This is a genomic window from Klebsiella sp. D5A, assembly GCF_001620885.1.
Lineage (GTDB): Bacteria > Pseudomonadota > Gammaproteobacteria > Enterobacterales > Enterobacteriaceae > Klebsiella > Klebsiella variicola.
On the sequence record NZ_LOAR01000007.1, the window covers coordinates 255808 to 273048 of the forward strand.

General features: G+C 56.1%; 15 protein-coding genes. 7 read left to right on the forward strand and 8 right to left on the reverse strand.

The annotated features are described in order from the left end of the window. Positions 1 to 43 precede the first annotated feature (43 nt). Entirely contained in the window at positions 44 to 373 is a 330-nt protein-coding gene (soxS, locus tag AS136_RS12495) for a superoxide response transcriptional regulator SoxS (protein WP_004151738.1), read from the forward strand. Here soxS and AS136_RS12500 read toward each other — a convergent pair. After that, the gene (locus AS136_RS12500; protein ID WP_023323473.1) at positions 358 to 1962 is read right to left on the reverse strand and encodes an EAL domain-containing protein; all 1605 of its coding nucleotides are present in this window, start codon (positions 1960 to 1962) and stop codon (positions 358 to 360) included. The two genes, soxS and AS136_RS12500, sit on opposite strands and share 16 nt — an antisense overlap. Before the next feature lie 508 nt (positions 1963 to 2470). Here AS136_RS12500 and AS136_RS12505 point away from each other — a divergent pair. Further along, positions 2471 to 2752: a YjcB family protein gene (locus tag AS136_RS12505; RefSeq protein WP_008807275.1), complete on the forward strand. Its 282-nt coding sequence runs from the start codon at positions 2471 to 2473 to the stop codon at positions 2750 to 2752. Positions 2753 to 2798: 46 nt separating this feature from the next. Here AS136_RS12505 and AS136_RS12510 read toward each other — a convergent pair whose 3' ends face one another. Genes AS136_RS12510 through AS136_RS12525 form a run of 4 tightly spaced genes read right to left on the reverse strand, consistent with a single transcriptional unit; the run spans position 2799 to position 6747 of the window. Next, complete coding sequence (locus tag AS136_RS12510) at positions 2799 to 3656, reverse strand: ABC transporter permease (protein WP_063266794.1); 858 nt, start codon at positions 3654 to 3656, stop codon at positions 2799 to 2801. Next, positions 3653 to 4486: an ABC transporter permease gene (locus AS136_RS12515; protein ID WP_008807277.1), complete on the reverse strand. Its 834-nt coding sequence runs from the start codon at positions 4484 to 4486 to the stop codon at positions 3653 to 3655. The genes AS136_RS12510 and AS136_RS12515 overlap by 4 nt, the downstream gene beginning before the upstream one ends. A gap of 60 nt (positions 4487 to 4546) precedes the next feature. Further along, positions 4547 to 5686, reverse strand: coding sequence for an ABC transporter substrate-binding protein (locus AS136_RS12520; RefSeq protein WP_008807278.1), 1140 nt, complete (start codon positions 5684 to 5686; stop codon positions 4547 to 4549). Positions 5687 to 5715: 29 nt separating this feature from the next. Then, positions 5716 to 6747 (reverse strand): ABC transporter ATP-binding protein, encoded by a 1032-nt coding sequence (locus AS136_RS12525; protein ID WP_023323472.1) that lies wholly within the window; start codon positions 6745 to 6747, stop codon positions 5716 to 5718. Between the two features lie 162 nt (positions 6748 to 6909). Between AS136_RS12525 and AS136_RS12530 the strand changes: the two genes are divergently transcribed. Genes AS136_RS12530 through AS136_RS12540 form a run of 3 tightly spaced genes read left to right on the forward strand, consistent with a single transcriptional unit; the run spans position 6910 to position 9462 of the window. Further along, complete coding sequence (locus tag AS136_RS12530) at positions 6910 to 7680, forward strand: MBL fold metallo-hydrolase (RefSeq protein WP_012543176.1); 771 nt, start codon at positions 6910 to 6912, stop codon at positions 7678 to 7680. Then, on the forward strand, positions 7677 to 8690 hold the full coding sequence (locus tag AS136_RS12535; RefSeq protein ID WP_023323471.1) for a LacI family DNA-binding transcriptional regulator: 1014 nt from the start codon (positions 7677 to 7679) through the stop codon (positions 8688 to 8690). The genes AS136_RS12530 and AS136_RS12535 overlap by 4 nt, the downstream gene beginning before the upstream one ends. Positions 8691 to 8700: 10 nt before the next feature. Next, positions 8701 to 9462 (forward strand): inositol monophosphatase family protein, encoded by a 762-nt coding sequence (locus tag AS136_RS12540; RefSeq protein ID WP_012969157.1) that lies wholly within the window; start codon positions 8701 to 8703, stop codon positions 9460 to 9462. A 38-nt stretch (positions 9463 to 9500) separates the two neighbouring features. Here the strand turns inward: AS136_RS12540 and AS136_RS12545 are convergent, their stop codons facing one another. Both AS136_RS12545 and AS136_RS12550 read right to left on the reverse strand, forming a co-directional pair. After that, positions 9501 to 9854, reverse strand: a complete 354-nt coding sequence (locus AS136_RS12545; protein ID WP_008807283.1) for an anti-adapter protein IraM — start codon at positions 9852 to 9854, stop codon at positions 9501 to 9503. A 270-nt stretch (positions 9855 to 10124) separates the two neighbouring features. Further along, a complete protein-coding gene (locus AS136_RS12550) occupies positions 10125 to 11072 on the reverse strand; it encodes a LysR family transcriptional regulator (RefSeq protein ID WP_008807284.1) in 948 nt (315 codons plus the stop codon). Positions 11073 to 11201: 129 nt separating this feature from the next. On the opposite strand from AS136_RS12550, the gene AS136_RS12555 reads away from it, so the two are divergent. Then, positions 11202 to 12368: an L-dopachrome tautomerase-related protein gene (locus tag AS136_RS12555; RefSeq protein WP_023323470.1), complete on the forward strand. Its 1167-nt coding sequence runs from the start codon at positions 11202 to 11204 to the stop codon at positions 12366 to 12368. 39 nt (positions 12369 to 12407) lie between these two features. Here AS136_RS12555 and bamA read toward each other — a convergent pair whose 3' ends face one another. Further along, the gene (bamA, locus tag AS136_RS12560; RefSeq protein ID WP_063266795.1) at positions 12408 to 14831 is read right to left on the reverse strand and encodes an outer membrane protein assembly factor BamA; all 2424 of its coding nucleotides are present in this window, start codon (positions 14829 to 14831) and stop codon (positions 12408 to 12410) included. 625 nt (positions 14832 to 15456) lie between these two features. On the opposite strand from bamA, the gene AS136_RS12565 reads away from it, so the two are divergent. Next, positions 15457 to 17217, forward strand: coding sequence for a tannase/feruloyl esterase family alpha/beta hydrolase (locus AS136_RS12565; protein ID WP_023323468.1), 1761 nt, complete (start codon positions 15457 to 15459; stop codon positions 17215 to 17217). The last annotated feature ends 24 nt before the right edge of the window (positions 17218 to 17241 follow it).

Below are 17241 nucleotides of genomic sequence, written 5' to 3' on the forward strand. Positions count from 1 at the left end.
CCGCAGACAAAACGACGAATCGAGAATTGAGAGAGGCCGCTTTATGTCCCATCAGGATATTATTCAAACACTGATTGAATGGATTGATGAACATATTGATCAACCACTTAACATTGATATAGTCGCCAGAAAGTCAGGATACTCGAAATGGTATCTGCAGCGGATGTTCCGTACCGTAATGCATCAGACGCTGGGTGATTATATTCGTCAGCGCCGCCTGCTGCTGGCGGCGGAAGCGTTGCGAACCACTCAGCGACCTATCTTTGATATCGCGATGGATCTGGGCTACGTCTCGCAGCAAACCTTCTCCCGGGTGTTCCGCCGCGAGTTCGACCGCACTCCCAGCGACTACCGCCATCAGATCTCCGCGTGACGCGGCGACTGAGGCCTGCTTATGGGCGTGGGAGCATTCGCTAACCACTGCATAAACTCCCGCGCCGGCATGGCTTTCGCAAACAGCCAGCCCTGACAAAATTGCACGCCGCGCTTGTAGAGCCAGCTTACCTGCTCCGGGGTCTCCACCCCTTCCGCGATAGTTTTTAAACGCAGCCCGCGCGCCATCTCGATGATGTGCTCAGCGATCAGATGGCTGGTGTTGTTGGTGGTCAGCGTATCAACGAAGGTTTTATCGATTTTGAGGATATCGACATTCAGCGCGTGCAGATTATGCAGATTCGAGTAGCCGGTACCAAAATCATCGATCGCAATCTCATAGCCTGCTTCGCGGAACGCCTGGATCACCGGCGTCGTTTTCGCCACGTCGATAAACCCGCGCTCGGTCACTTCGATTTTGATCTGTCCGATGCAGACCGCATAGCTGTGCGCTTTCTCACTGATCTGGGAAATCAGCCGCGCCGAGTGGAAATCGGACGCAGAGAGATTGATCGCCACATACAGCTGCGGATGGCTGGCAAGAAACTCACCCATTTCATAAAACAGCTCGTCCACCACGTAGTCCGTGATCTGGGCAATCATGCCTTCATTTTCCGCCAGCGGGATAAACTCCGCCGGGTTCATCACCGGGCCATCAAACCCCGGCCATCGCAGTAGCGCCTCCGCCCCGACGCAGCGGTTATTTTTAATATCGATAATCGGCTGGTAGTGCAGCCGCAGCTGGCGGCAGCTCAGAGCCCGCTGTAGCATATTGCGCGGCGAGTGATACTGGCGGCGGGTTCGTGTCCACACCAGCACCAGTAAAATACTGCAAATGATCCCCAGCGGCAGCGTCAGGCTCGCCTGGTCACAGAAGTTGTGGTAGTAGCTGGCCCGGGAGGTGGACATGATGACCGCGATCGGCCGGATAGCGGAGCGAGCTATCGTATACACCCGACCATTCTGATTAAAAAAAGCATCGCCTTCGCGAATTAACGCCTGGAGTTCGGCGGGCTCAACATTATTACTCAGCGAGAAAAAGAGGTTGGTTTTAGTATCGAAAACGCCATAGGCTAAATCGCGGTCGCTGGCAATCACCGAGCTGAACGAGTAGGGGTTGACCACCACCACATAGGGCCCCTTCTGCATATAATTCATGGCAAAGCCCGGGTAAAACGGCGTATCCCGATAGTAGTAAATCGCCACATCCGGCTTTTTGGTGTAATTCGCCGCGGGCATCCGCCAGCCGGTCTCGGGATGAGCGGACGTTGAACAGATAAAGCGCTGACCGTTGGCGTAGATCAGATCTTCTACATACAGCAGACCGCGAACAATATGCAGTAAATAACGCTGGTGCTCCGCTGAGCATAGCTCACCACGATACTGGCTGGCTTTAAACCGCGCCTGATCCGCTTCCCGGATGACCATTTCTGTTTTTTGCAGCGCCAGCTGCGAAAATGAGTGCAATTGATCAATGGTTTCGGCTTTGGCCCGCAGCTGGGCAAACCACAATGCCAACATCACCGGCAATAAAATAACCAGCCCCATTCCGACAAGTCTGAGCGCCTTATGCGGCGCACTGTCAGCCATTTACGCTTTCATCCATGCGATATGCCTTAATTAAGGTAGCCCGAACACGTTAGCAATCGCGACTGCGATAGACATCAGCAGATATCTGCCAGCCCTTCAGGGCGTCAGCTTTTCAGCTGGTGGTGTTGAATAATACTTATTTATCAGGTATTCGAAAGATATTCTCGTCAGATTAAGAATAGACGCGCATCTGACTCGGTTTCTCCGTGTAATAAACAGGAACTGGTAATAAAACCCGCAGAATAATAATCATTAGCAAGAGAATGAAAATAAGATAATCGGGTTTTGCTTACCTATATCCACACAAAATCAAAGCTTATTCAGCGCAGCGAAAGCTCATTTTTTGGCTGGCGAATAAAGCACCAAGTGTGATATAGTTCACACAAGTTGATGAAACAGAAATGACGTTTCATCACTCTCTAGTTTGCCAGTCGAGACCAGAGCGCTATGCCATCGTCAGTCGCGCCAGGTCATCCATGGCTCCCCGACTTTCTTTGAGGATAGGTTAATGGCTTCCATTACTACCAGTGTCGTTTTGTTGCGCTGGCCCCTGGTGAGCGCGGTACTGATGTTTCTCGCCAGCTCGTTGAATATCCAGTTACGGAAAAGCGATTATGCCGGTCTGGCAGTGATCTGCAGCTGCCTCGGCCTTGCCGCCGCCTGCTGGTTCGCCACCGGTTTGCTGGGCATCACCCTGATCGATATCGCAAAAATCTGGGGTAATATCAAAGATGTGATGATTGAGGTCATGAGTCAGACGCCGCCAGAATGGCCAATGATGATGACCTGAGGTTAAAAAGCTTCCCACCGGGAAGCTTTTTCGTTTTCTACGGTCCTTACTTCCCCAGTTTCGCCATCATCTCCGGGCGCATAAATTTATGGATCACCACCATAAAGAGCAGCGATGGCACCAGCAAAATCAGCGCCGTAATCGACGAGACCTGATAGTTACCCGACATGCTGGCGTTATAGAGCAGTAGCGGCAGCGTGGTGATATCCGGCACGCCGACAAAGAAGGTGCCGGTAAACTCATCCAGCGACTCCAGAAAAACGAAGATGCTGGCGGCAACGATCCCCGGCGCCGCCTGCGGCAGCACAATGTGCCAGAAGGTATATACCGGTCCGGCGCCAAGGTTACGCGACGCCCGCGCCAGCAGCGGGTCGATGGATGAGAAGGCTGCCATACAGATCCACACCGAATACATCAGGCCGTGAACGCTATGCACCAGTACCACCCCTGCGATACTGCCGTTCAATCCCCACTGATAAAACAATCGGGCAACATTCATGTATACCGTCAGGTTGGGAAAGGCCTGCGGGATGAGAAACAGCAGCATAAACAGCACCCGCAGCGGCATTTTCCGCCGGGAAAGCGCATAGCCGGCGGGGACGGAAATCAGCAAACAGACCCCCACCGATAACAGGGCGATCAACACGCTGGTTAACAGCGAACCGGACACATCGCTGTATGGATTGAAAACCTGATACCAGTACTTCAAACCCCACTGACTGGGCAACGAATGGGGAAAATACCAGCTTTCCGCTACGGTCCAGATCAACAGGTTCAGCAACGGGCCAAACATCGCCAGCAGCATAAACAGCAGCAGCAGGGTCTGCAGCGCCAGGCTGGCGCGCACTTTACGGCGCCCTTTTATCCACCATGACGGGGATGAGGCGAGGGTCAGCGCTTTCATGATTCCCCTCCTTTTTGCTGCAGGCTGTGGCGCAGGTAAAACCACGACAGCGCGCCGCAGATCGCCAGCGACACCACACCCAGCGCATTCGCCACCGCGTAATCGCCATAGGAATTCACGCGAAACGCCATATCCACCGTCAGCATCGTCGGCGTTCCGACGCCGATCATCAACGGTACCGACAGCACCGACATCATGGTCACCGTCGACAGCACCAGCGCCACGCCGATGGTCGGCAGGACCTGCGGCAGCATGATATCGAACAGGATCCGCGGCCGGGAGGCGCCAAGGTTACGCGCAGCAAGGATCTGCGACGACTCCAGCGCCGCCATCGCCCCGCAGATCAGCAGCGTGGCAAAGGCCAGTTGCTTCCAGACAAAGGTGATCACTATCCCTTTCCATCCCAGCCAGGAGAGCGTCTCCAGCGGTGTGACCAGGTCGGCCGCCACCAGCGCATTGTTCATCAGGCCATTTTTGGCGAGAAAAGTGCGCATCATCTGGGCGACGACAATAAACGGAATAAACAGCGGTAAGCGATACAAAAAACCCAGCAGACGAACAACGGGTCGGCACGGTGACAGCGCAATCACTGCCGACAGGGTAATGGCGATCAGCGCTAACAGCGCCACTGAGACCAGTACGATAATCAGCGAAAAGAGCACATCACTGGCGTAAAGCGCATAGACCTTGCGGAAGTGATCGAGCGTGAACGGCTGTCCCGGCGCGGTAAACGCCGAGACCAGCGAAAACCCCAGCGGATACAAAAACAGGATCGCGATCATCAGCGCCGCCGGAGCAACCAGCAGCAGATATTTTAATGAACTGGACATAATGCACCTGGCGTCAACACAAGAAAGCGCCCGGGCCGACAACCCGGGCGAGAGAAGGCGTTAGTTGGCCACCTGGCTTTCGTAACCCTCTTTGATGTCGTCAAAATAGGGAGCGATCGGGAAGCTTTTGCCATACTTTGCCAGCGCTTCCGGCGAGATTTCGGCAAACAGCTTTTGCCAGGTCGCCGTATCCAGCTTCGGCTTCACCTGCCCGGCGTCGATGCCCGGATACCAGTTAAACTGCTTAACGATCCCCTGCGCCTGCACTTCCGGACTGGTGGCCAGCGCGATAAAGTCGCGCGCCAGCTGCGGATTCGCCGCCTTCGCCGGGATGACGTAATACATCGGCTGACCCGGCATACCCGGCGCCAGTAAAGCAAGCTTGATCGAGGGCGGCAGCTTGCCCTGATCTTTCCAGCTATAGAACATATCGACCCACACCGGGCCCATGGCGATTTCCCCCCGGCTCAGCATATCGAGCGTCCCGGCGTTGCCCGGGGTAAAAGTTACGTTTTTATTGAACGCCTTCAGCTTCTCATAGGCCTGCTGCCAGCCTTTTTCGACGCTTTTATCATAGGGCCCGGCGGAGAGACGCTGGGCGTCGGTCCCGTAGGCGTAGATCCAGCCCACCACAAAGCTGACGCCGGACATGCCGTTCTTGATGCCGTTATAGCCAAAAGCCTGCGGATGTTTCTGCGTCCAGGCCACCAGCTCGTCATACGACGCCGGTGGGGTACTGAGCAGATCGCTGTTCCAGGCGATAGCGGTCTGGCTTAAGAACATCGGCATGACGTATCCGTCGACGTTAACGCCCAGCGCCTGAGTGGCGCTCGGCGAACTCACCATGCCGCCGGTCTGAATATCCTGACGGTATTTTTGCAGTAATCCCTTTTCCACCTGCTCACCGCCCGCCTTCTGGTGCACTACCGCGACGTCAATATCCCACTGCTGCGCGCCGCTCTCCTGCTGGGCCGTTAGCTTCTCGCTAATTTTATTCGACCCGGCGTCGCCGGGGCCGGTACCGATCACCCGCACCTTGACGCCGGGATGAGCGGCTTCAAATTTTGGCCCCAGCCAGGTTTTTACATAATCCACCATATTCTGATCGCCCGCGGTGGCGACATTCAGAATGGTGTCGGCCTGTGCGCCAAGGCTCAGGAAGAGGGTCGTTACGATCGCTGCTTTCGTCTTAGTCAACATGGATTGTCCCCAGAATGAACACGCTGATATCACTGTGATAGTGGTAAAGGAAAAATATGCAGGGCCGGCGTTGGCACATGGAGCCGAACGCGGCTTTTTGTCGGCCAGCACTGCGCGGCATCGGCCAGTAGCAGGCGGTCATGACAGCGCACGCTGTGGCGATACAGATTGCCCAGAAACGCGCTTTGCTCCACCACGCCCTCCAGAGCAAGTCCCTCCTGCGGCGCAGGCTGCGTTAATTCAGCGAGCGCGGCATCAGCGCTGCGAAAATAAATAACTTTTTCCCCCTGCTGAGCGGCGGATAAACCGGATATTGCGGCAGCGGATAATTCACCGGAGGTTATTTTATTATCGGCGCCCATAAAATCAGCGACGAAGGGCGTCGCGGGACGTTGATATATTTGTTCCGGGGTGCCAGTTTGTTCAATACGCCCCTGATTTAATACCGCAATGCGGTCCGCCATCACTAAGGCTTCCTGCTGATCGTGGGTGACAATTAATGACGTGAAACCCAGTCTCTTTTGCAGAGATTTAATTTCATGGCGCACATTCAGGCGCACTTTGGCATCCAGATTAGATAACGGCTCATCCAGCACCAGCACCTGGGGCTCTATGGCCAGGGCTCTTGCCAGCGCCACCCGCTGCCGCTGACCGCCCGACAGTTCGGTCACTTTCACCTCGCCAAGTCCCTCAAGATTCACTATTCGCAGCAGCTCCGCCACCCGCCGCGCGATATCCGCCCCGCGCCATTTGCGCAGCTTCAGGCCATAGCCGATATTGCGCGCTACCGTCAGGTGCGGCCACAGGGCGTAGCTTTGAAACACCATGGTGATATTGCGCTGCTCCGGCGCAAGATGGGTGATCGTTCGACTGGCAATCGCCATCTCGCCGCTTTGCACCGGAATAAAACCGCAGAGCGCGTTCAGCAGCGTGGTTTTTCCGCATCCCGACGGACCCAGCAGGGCAATCATTTCCCCTTGCTCGACCGCCAGATCGATATTATGTAAAACCACGTTATCGCCATAACTAATTTTAAGGCCGGTGATCTGTAAATAACTCATATTCGCTACCTGAAAGCGCTGCTGCGGCATTTTTTTAGCAAGGTGAACACGTGTTCATTTGGCTGTAAAAAAAATGCAACGTTAACTCGACATGATGTGAGCCTACTTTGTCGGGTATTTATGACAATTTAATTAAGCGGCAAAAAATTTTGGCGAGGGTCAATGAAAATAGATGTGCTTGGCTGCGGGAGCGCCTTTTCCTGCACGCAAAATACCTCCGCGCTGCGGGTGATCGACGCGGACAACAAACAGTGGTTAATCGACTGCGGCCCCACCGTTCCCCGCGCACTCTGGCAGCGCGGCGGTGGGGTCAATGATATTGACGCAATCTACTTCACCCACGTCCATCCGGATCACTGTACCGGTCTGACGGCGCTGCTGAATTACTGGAAAAGTGGCTCCCGTCAGAAGCCGCTGATTATCTACTGCCAGCCAGCGCAGCAGCCGGTGCTCATGCAGCTGGCCGCGCTGGCGAACTGGCCTCAGGCGGACCCTGGTTTCACCATCGACTGGCAGGAATGCCGCGAAGCCTGGACGTGGCAGGACTGGCAGATCCGCACCGCCGCCACCCAGCATGAGCTGAGTAATCGCGCCATCCGCATCACCATTGCCGGGCAGACGCTGTTTTACAGCGGCGATGGCCGGCCAACCGCCGACTCGATAGCCCTGATGGCCGGCGCCGGGCTGGCGTTTCAGGAGTGTGCCTCAGTGGCGGCCCTTGACGACGATGCTTCTCATGGCGATTTCCCCTCCTGCCTGATGCTGTTCAGAACGCTGCAGCTCCCGGCGCTGGGGCTCTATCACTGCGAGGACGCCGCCCTGTCGGCGCTGAAGCAAGCCTGTCAGCCGTGGCAGGGATTATTCGTGTCGCAGGATGGGGACCACTTTACGCTGCCGCGTCCCGCATTCGCCGATGAGGCGCATGCCCTATGAGCCCACGTAAACCCAGCGTCACCGCCCAGGATGTGGCCAGACTGGCCGGCGTCTCGCGGGCGGTGGTGTCACGCGCGCTGAGCAGCAACGGCAGCATCTCTCCCGACGCCCGGGCGCGGGTGCTGCGCGCCGCCGAAGAGCTGGGGTACCAGGTTAACTTTCTTGCCCAGGGGCTCAATCGCCAGCGCAGCCACTTAATCGGCGTGATCGTCTCGCGCATCAGCGATCCTTTTCGCAGCGCCCTGCTTGATGCCCTGCTCAACGAGATCCAGCGCCAGGGCTTTCAGGCGCTGGTGAGCGAGATCCACAGCGAGCAGGACCTGGCGCACACCCTGCGCCGTTTCACGCAGTTTCGCGTCTCAGGCGTTATCGTCACCTCCGGCCAGCCGCCGGAGGCGTTGGTGAATGAGTGCGTCCAGCAGCATATCCCGGTAGTGGGCATAAACCGCCAGCCGACGATACCCGGGGTGGATTATGTCTGCTCTGACAACGTCGCCGGCGCCGAACTGGCGGCCGACCAGCTGCTGCGCAGCGGCTGCCGGCGGTTTGGCTGGCTCAACCACTCACCTTCCACCTGGGCCGGGCGCATGCGTGGGGAAGCATTCAGCCGGGCACTGCAGGCGCGCGGAGTGGACGTCGAACGCAATCTGGCGATCCTCGCCTGCCCGGAAGAGGGCTATACGGGCGGGTTTCAGGCCGCTGCGCTCGCCGACGAGGCGCTGGAGGGGATCTTCTGCGCTAACGCCCAGATTGCCTGCGGCTTTCTCGATGGAATGCGCCAGCGCGGCAAACAGGCGCCTGAGGATTATCAGTTGATTGGTTTTGATAACACGCCGCCGACCGCGCAATATAGCTACCAGCTCACCACGCTACATCAGGATGTGGCGGCGATCTCCCGCCAGACCCTCGCCCGGCTGCAGGAGCGCACCGTCGACCCTTTACAACCTTCACGCACCACCTGGGTGGAGGTGACATTAATTCACCGGCGCACGTCGCCCTTTATTATCTGAGAGCAAGACCATGACGGAAGCACAACGAGAGTCATTATGCGCCTTGATTCGCCAGGCAGGCGCCCACGCCCAGGCGCTGCGCGATGCGGGATTGCAGGTCGATAAAAAATCGCGCCAGGACTTTGTTTCGCAAGCAGATCTCGCGGTAGAACAGGAGATTAAAGGGTGGCTGAAGGCGCACTTTCCGCAGGAGGGTTTCCTCGGTGAAGAGAGCGGTTTCGAAGGCGATGAGCACACCGTCTGGGTGCTTGACCCCGTGGATGGCACCACCAACTTTATCCTTGGCATGGATTACTGGTGCATCTCACTGGCGAGAGTGTGCCAGGGCGAACTCTCGCTCGGCATCATCTACGCCCCCGATCGCAATGAGTTTTTCTTCGCCGGCCGCGGCGAAGGGGCGTTTCTCAACGGTCGTCGCCTGACGCTGCGTGAACCGGATCCCGACGCGGTGGTGATCGGCATGGGGCGCTCCAGCCGCGCCCCGGCCAGCGACTATGCCCGGGCCATCGACACGCTGCTCGACGCCGGCCTGGAGTATCGCCGTTTTGGCGCAGGCGCCCTGATGCTGGCGCATGTCGCTGCCGGTCAGATCCATGGCTATTTTGAAGCGCATATGAACAGCTGGGACGCGCTGGCGGGTATGCTGTTGATTGAGGAGGCGGGCGGAACGTGCAATGCATTTCTCGCCAATGAAGGGCTGCGGCAAGGCAACCTCGTCCTCGCCGGCTGCGCAAGCGTCCAGCCACGAATGGCCGCCCTGCTGGTCAAATAACATCGCGCCGCCGGTAGCCGACCGGCGGCTTTCTCGGGCTAACGCCAGGGTTCACCGCGCGGAATATTATTCGGGCAGCGCTTAATCGCGCAAAAGGACTGGAAAAAACAGGAGTCAGACTGCTTGCCGCCAGCCTGATACGGGCAAGATGGCCGTTCGCGTAATTTCTCCCACTGCGCCTCGTCGTACACCGTAATATTGTAGATTTTTAATGAATGATACTGGTCATTAATTAAAACTCTCGAGGAATAGAGCTTCATCGACTCGCCGGGCAGCAGTATCACATCGGCCTCGTACCACATAATAAATTTTAAGAAACGCAGGCTGGATATTGCCGAAAAGGCGATGCCGGATTGCGGGCAGATGAGAGTATTAAGAATAGTCCATTTCATATTCCTTCCTTATAAAAGATGCTACAAATTATTACCTTATATAGTGATAGCATCCATTATTATAAACTGCAAGCACACCTGACAATTATGTGACTTAAGACAATTCCTAACAACATAATCCATTATCGGTAACCTTAATTTTTCATCAAGAGATTAATGGTTAACCTCTATAAAAAAAGAAATAAATTAACCACAGAAAAGAAAATATAATAAAAAATAAGATAATATAAACATAATTGACAAAACGTCTTAGTCCTTGTGGATGAGCCCTCAACCATAGGCATCAGGTAATGTCGCGCACAGCGTCGCCAGCGCCTCGGCAGGCATGGTCAGCAGAGTAATTAATGCCCGGGCAGCGGCTGACTGACTTTTATGCGGCGGGTAAAGCACCGAGAAAGGCCGTGAACGTCCGGCGAACGCCGGAAGAACAGGAACCAGCTCCCCGCGCGCGATCGCCTCCTGCACAATAAACGCATAGCTCTGACAGATCCCCGCCCCCTGCAGGGCCAGCGAGACCACCCCGAGCACATCATCGGAGACATGCAGAGATGACGTCGGCAGCCAGCTGATATCCCGGCCATCCTCACGAAATACCCATTCGGCGACTTTTCCCGTTGCCGGCATAATAAATGTCAGGCATGAATGATGGCGCAAATCGGCTATTTTACTCAGCGGTCTCGCTGTCGAGCGTAAATAGGCCGGCGAGGCCACCAGACATAGCGCCGCATCTTCCAGCTTTTTTGCCACCAGGCCGCTGTCGGGTAAATGTCCCTGGCGCACCACCAGATCGAAGCCCTCAGCGATAATATCGACATTACGGTTGGTAATATTCAGCTCAATCTGTACGTCGGGGTGCAACTGACGGTACAACGCCAGCCGGGCGGGCAAACGATAGTGTCCCCAGGTGGTGGGGGCGCTCAATTTAACGCGCCCGGATAACGCCCCTTTTTGCCCCTGCGTCTCCCGTTCGGCATTATCCAGCACCTCAAACGCCTGGCGGACCTGACTCAGATAGGCGCTTCCGGCCTCGGTCAGGCTGATCCGACGGGTGGAGCGGCGCAGCAGCTGGCACCCCAGACGCGTTTCAAGACGGGTGACGGCCCGGCTTAACACCGACGGCGTCGACGACAGCGCCACCGCGCCGGCGGTAAACGACCCGCGCTCGGCCACCGCCAGAAAGACTTCTACATCCGCAAGATAATCAAACCGCCGGGCCATTTGGTTCTCCAGAGAACAAATGATTGTCATTCCAGGCATCTTATCTTCCCGAAGGGATTTAATAAAATCGTTTACCGAGGCTTAACCGGGCCATCTGCCCCTCTTTTTTACTGCTTTCTGGAGACCATGATGCATCGTTTTTCACTCTTCGTTCTCGGCCTGCTGTCCCTGGGGCAGACCGCACTGGCGGCCGGGCCTGACGCCCCTGCCCATCTGGCGCTATGGCGCAGTTATACCGGGGTCACCTGGCAGCAGCGCGTCGATGCGCATTCCGTCAATGCGCCCATCGCAGGATTGCACTTTGACGCCGCCGGTCGGGCATTTGTTAGCACCCCACGTCTGATTTCGACCCAGGCGCCCGCCACGCTCAGCCTGCTCGATACCAAGTCCCTGAGCGGCCCGGCACGACTCACCGCCTTTCCGTCCACCGCGGCCAACAGCATCAGCGCCGATCCCCGCACGCACCTGCGCAATGTGCTGGGCTTTTACGTCGATAACCGCAACGGCTGGCTATGGGCGTTAGATCAGGGCTTTGTCGCAGGGGAAAAGACGGCGCCGCCGGGGGCGCAAAAAATCATGATCTATGCGCTCAGCGACGGTCATCTGGTGCAGCGTATTCCGCTCGACAGCGTCGCCGACCGGGAAGGAAGCTTCCTCAACGATATTGTGGTCGATGAGGCGCGCCGGGTGGCGTATATCGCCGACAGCGGCCTGCGCAGCGCGCCGGACAATCAGGCCGGACTGATCGTCGCGGATGCTAACCGTGGGACGGTCCGCCGGGTACTGAACCAACACCCGGCGTTGATGCCGGTTGCCGGTCTGCAGGTGGTTTCACATGGGGAAACGGTCTGGCCGGGCAACCCCATTATGCTTGGTATCAATGGTATTGCGCTGTCACCGGACCAGGAAACCCTCTACTGGACGGTCACCACCGGTACCACGGCGCGGACCATCGCCACCGCCGCGCTGCGCGATCCCGCGATGAACGAACGCCAGCTCGCCGCGGCCATCCGTACCGCGGGTGAGGTCGGCGGGAATAGCGATGGGATCGTGGTCGATAAGCATGGCGCACTCTATATCACCGATGTGACCCATAACGGTATTGTCCGTTATCGCCCGCAGAGCGGGCGGTTCACCCTGCTTGCCGCTGACGACCGCGTGTACTGGCCCGATACGCCGACTATCGGCCCGGATGGCGCGGTAATGTTCACCGCCAGCCATTTAAACCAACACTTCGCTCAGGCGGTTAAACCGGGAGAAGAGAAATATACCATCTGGAAAGTGGTGCAACCCTGATCCACACGGCAGGCAGGCCCGTTGGACCTGCCTGCGTTTTTACCAGGTTTTGCCAATATTAAACTGAAACTGTTCTGCTTTATCGCCATCATACTTTTTAAACGGCTCTGCCCAGGAGAAGACCAGTGGACCGAGGGGAGACATCCACTGCACGGCAATCCCCGCGGAGAGACGAATATGACCCGGATCGCCGTAATCAGGGATCCCTGCCGCCAGCGTCTGCGCGGTGTTCTGCCAGGATGTGCTCCAGACCGTCCCGGCATCAACAAACAGCGAGGTTCGCAAGCTATCGGCGTACTTATCATTCACAAAGGGGGTTGGAATGATAAATTCGCTGTTCAGCACCGCCATGGCATTCCCGCCGACCGCATCAGATGAGGCGTCCAGCGGGCAGGCGCTATAGCTGCTTTCGCTACCATTGCAGCGGTAATAGGCCGCTTTAGGCCCAATGGTGTTAGAAGAGAAGCCGCGCACTGACGACGAGCCGCCGGCGTAAAAGTTATCGTAGAACGGTACACTTTTGCCGTCTAACCCACCGGCATAGCCTGCACGCAAACGTTCCATCCAGACCCAGCGCTTATTCTCGCTCAGCGGCAGATACTGGGCGGTGTCAAATGAGAGCTTGTAGTAGCTATTATCCGAACCGGGGAGGGTCACTTTACCGCTAAGACTGCTCTTGTTTCCCGCACGCGGGAAGAAGCCGCGATCGAGATCGTTATATCCCCATCCAAGACTCACAAAATAGTCGTTGGCGCTATATTTCGCGCCGCTGTCGCCATCTTTCGTCACCACGCTGGGCTCGATTCCCCGGGAGCTGAGGTAGCGCCAGGTCGTCAGCTCCGGATCCATATTGGTCAGGCGATTATGAACATAATCCAGTCCCAGGTTCAGGGAGTTATTTTCGCTAATGGGAAACCCCAGCGTACTGCCTAAGCCATAGCTCTGCTGGTTATAGCTCCCGGCATCCGCATCGGAAGCATCATAGCTGTTATAAAAAATCTTTCCGCCCAGGCTGATGCCATCGACGGTAAACCACGGGTTCGTCGCCCCCAGTTCAAGATAAGACTGGTAGCTGTTGCGCGTCCCGTTGAAGCTAACGCTATTACCCGTTCCCAGCCAGTTATCCTGAGTCACGCCAAGCTGATAGCTCACGCCGCTGTCCGTACCAAATCCCAGGCCCACGTTAAATGAGCCGGTGTTGCGCTCCTTCACCTTGTAGACCACATCGACCTGATCTGCCGTCCCACTGACCGGAACGATCTGCTGTTCAACGTTCTCAAAAAAACCCGTTCGGTCAAGACGTACTTTCCCTTGTTCGACTTTTTCGTTGTTGAGCCACGCCCCTTCCATTTGGCGCATTTCACGACGCAGCACCGCGTCCCGGGAGGTGTCGTTACCGGAAAATCGGATCTGGCGTACCGAGTAGCGGCGGCCCGCGTTGACCTGAATATGCAGCGCCACGCGGTGATGCGCATCATCGATTTCCGGCGTGGTCGTCACCTGCGGCCAGGCATAACCATACTTACCGAAACGCTTTTTGATCTCATTTTCAACTGTGGTGACTTGCGCCCCGCTGTACCATACCCCCGCCAGCGGCTGGGCAAGGGCCTCGATCTCCGGGCCATGCTGCGCCAGGTCGCCTGTCACCTGAGTTCGGTCGACCCGATAACGTTCGCCTTCATTGAGGGCGATAGTGATATACAGGGATTTTTTATCTGGCGTCATACTGACCAGCGTGGACTCGATAGCAAAGCGCGCATAGCCGCGATCGAGATAAAAACTGCGCAGCGTTTCCAGATCGGCTTCCAGCTTCTGCTTCTGGTATTTTTTATCGGCTACCACGTTCCACCACGGCACATTATCGCGTAGCTGAAGCTGGTCCAGGAGCGTCTCTTCCCGAAACGCCTGATTACCGATAATGTTTATTTGTGCGATTTTCGCCGAGATGCCTTCCTGAAAGACGAACGTTAAGTCAACGCGATTACGCGGTAACGGGGTCACCACCGCGTGAACCTGCGCACTGTATTTCCCCGCACTGTAATAGAAATCCTGTAACCCTTTTTCTATTTCGCTAAGCGAATTTCTGTCCAGTGCGCTACCTGCAGAAATACCGGACGCGGTGAGATTTTCCTTTAGCGCATCATCCTTCACTGACTTATTCCCGGAAAAACTGACGCTGGCAATAGTGGGCCGTTCCTTAACCTGCACCACCAGCGTTTTCCCATCGCGCAGGATCTGCACATTCTCGAAATTGCCGCTCGCATACAGCGCGCGCACAGCCTCGCTGACATCTTCTGGCGTCACCGCATCTCCCGCGTGCAATGGCATACTTAATAGCGCTGCCCCGACGGTCACGCGCTGTAGCCCTTCAAAACGGATATCATCAACTTGATATGATGTTGCGGCATATAACGTTAAAGGGGCGATCAATAATCCGCTGATGATATGAGTCTTTTTTAACATGAATGTGTCGTCTACGAGATAATGAGCAATAGCAGTATTCTGCTGGTGTTGAGCTTATTTGTTCAGGATGCATCTCTAAAATGTGCGACAGAAAATAACCTGAGCGAGGCGCAGAATTACATGCAATTATGGCGATAAAATGGAGAAAAAAAGGATGTTAAATCATCTTTAAAAATATATTTAATGATGGAACTTTTGCTGAACGCCGTGGTTCTAATGGCCAACACCAGAGCTATATTTAGATTTACCTGAACGTTTTTTATTAAAAAAGCCCCCTTTCTTGTTAATGGAAAGGGGGAAAATTCTCGTTAGGAATGATGCTCTCTGGGATCACCAGGAACAGGGAGAAAAATATCCTGAAACCCAGCAGATATAATGAAGAGAAATTGAATAAATTATGCAACTGATATCACAACATTCTACCCCGTATACACTGCCAAAGGCCGTTAACGAACATCTCCATATTTTCCTCAAAATAGCAGAATACAGTAGGGTCGCCTTATCAAGGCATCAAGGAAAGTCTATCGTTATCTACAATAGCCAAGCAGTGGCGCCTCGCCAGGGAAGGTGAGGCATAGGCTTCGCCATCCTGCCGCCTCCCATCATTAGCAACAGGGAACTGCGTATGACACGCTTACTCAAGACGATCTTACCCGTCATCCTCTGCACCCTCTTTGGGTTATCGTTCGCTTCACCCACGCAGGCTGCCGCCAGTCTGCCGATGGTTCTCCCCGCGCTAACATGCGATGCGCTGAGCGCGACCGACTTCAGCGCCGCCGTTGGCGCAAAGGTCACTATCAACCACACTGAAATGCAGACCTCCGCGCAGGGAAGCTGGTGCAAGGTGAGCGCCACTATCGCCCCCCAGATTGGCGTGCAGATTGCCCTGCCGACCCAACGCTGGAGTCAACGTTTCTTGCAGGTCGGCTGCGGCGGACTGTGCGGGAGTATTAACCTGAGTCTGTCGAATGCCAGCGGCTGCCTGCCGGCAATGAACGGCGAGTTTGTGGTGGCAGCAACCGATATGGGGCACCATGGCAGTATGATGGATGCTTCATGGGCCGAGGATCCGCAAAAGCGCATCGATTTTGCCTGGCGCGCCAACCACCTGACCGCCGTGCTGACCAAAGCGGTGATTCAGACGCTTTACCGCCAGCAACCAAAGTACGCGTACTTTATGGGCTGCTCAGACGGCGGTCGCGAAGCATTGATGGAAGCACAGCGCTTTCCGCAAGATTTTGACGGTATCAGCGCTGGCGCGCCTGCGGCCTTTTTCCAGTTTCAGAATTCCTTCTTCCACGGCTGGAATGTGGCCGCCAATCAGCGTCCGGACGGTACCGCTATCCTGCTGAAAGATCGCCTTCCTCTGATTCACCAGGCCGTGCTGGCTCACTGCCCGACGCTTTCCGGCGTGCAGGATGGTATCCTGCAAAATCCGTATGCCTGTCAGTTCTCTGAGTCATGGCTCCCCCGCTGTCCTGCCGATGCTCAGGACCGTTCTACCTGCCTGACGCAGGAAGAGATCGAGGTGGTGAAAAAACTCTACCGCGGCGCTTACGACCGCCACGGCGCCCAGTTTGTCGCTGGCGGTCTGCCGCTGGGCTCCGAGCTACGCTGGCCGGTGCCCGAGACCCCGACCGGCCACTCGATGTCGGAAATGATGGTACTGCCGGCTCTGCAATCCGTGCTCCTGCCGGGAGGAAAACAGAAGATCCAATCGATGCGGGATTTCCCACTGAACCAGCAGAATTTTGACGCCGTCGCTCAACTGGCACCGCTCTATAACGCGGCAAATACCAATCTTCATGCCTATCAACAGCGCGGCGGCAAGCTTATCCTGTGGCACGGTCTGGCCGATGACTCCGTCAGCCCAGCCTTTTCTATCGCCTATTACCGCGGCGTAGAAGCAGAGATGGGCCATGCTGCAACGGATACCTTCCTGCGGTTATTCCTGCTGCCTGGGGTAGCCCATTGCGGTAATGGCGAAGGTTACGATCAAATTGATCTCCTTACCCCGCTGATGCGCTGGACCGAGGAAGGTATCGCGCCGCAAGAGATCATGGCCGGAAAACGGGCGCCAGCCGCCACCAGCCTGCCGCCGATGACAGAAAAACCAGATGCCCAAACGCAGTTTCACGGCGTGCAGAAAGTCAGTCAGCCTTACGCTGACGCCGCCTCAGCCGTTATCGCGACTCGCCCGGCGTACCCCTTTCCGGCCATTGCCCGTTATAACGGGCACGGCGACGTGAATGACGGCGAAAATTATCATGCAGAGCAATCAACCGCGTTTGGTCATCTGCAGCTGGCAAAACCCGCCAGCGACTATATTGGCCCTGATAATCAAAAAAATTATCAGGTTCGCCACGGCGAACTCACTGTTCAATAAACCCCAAGGCTCCTCGCTGAGGAG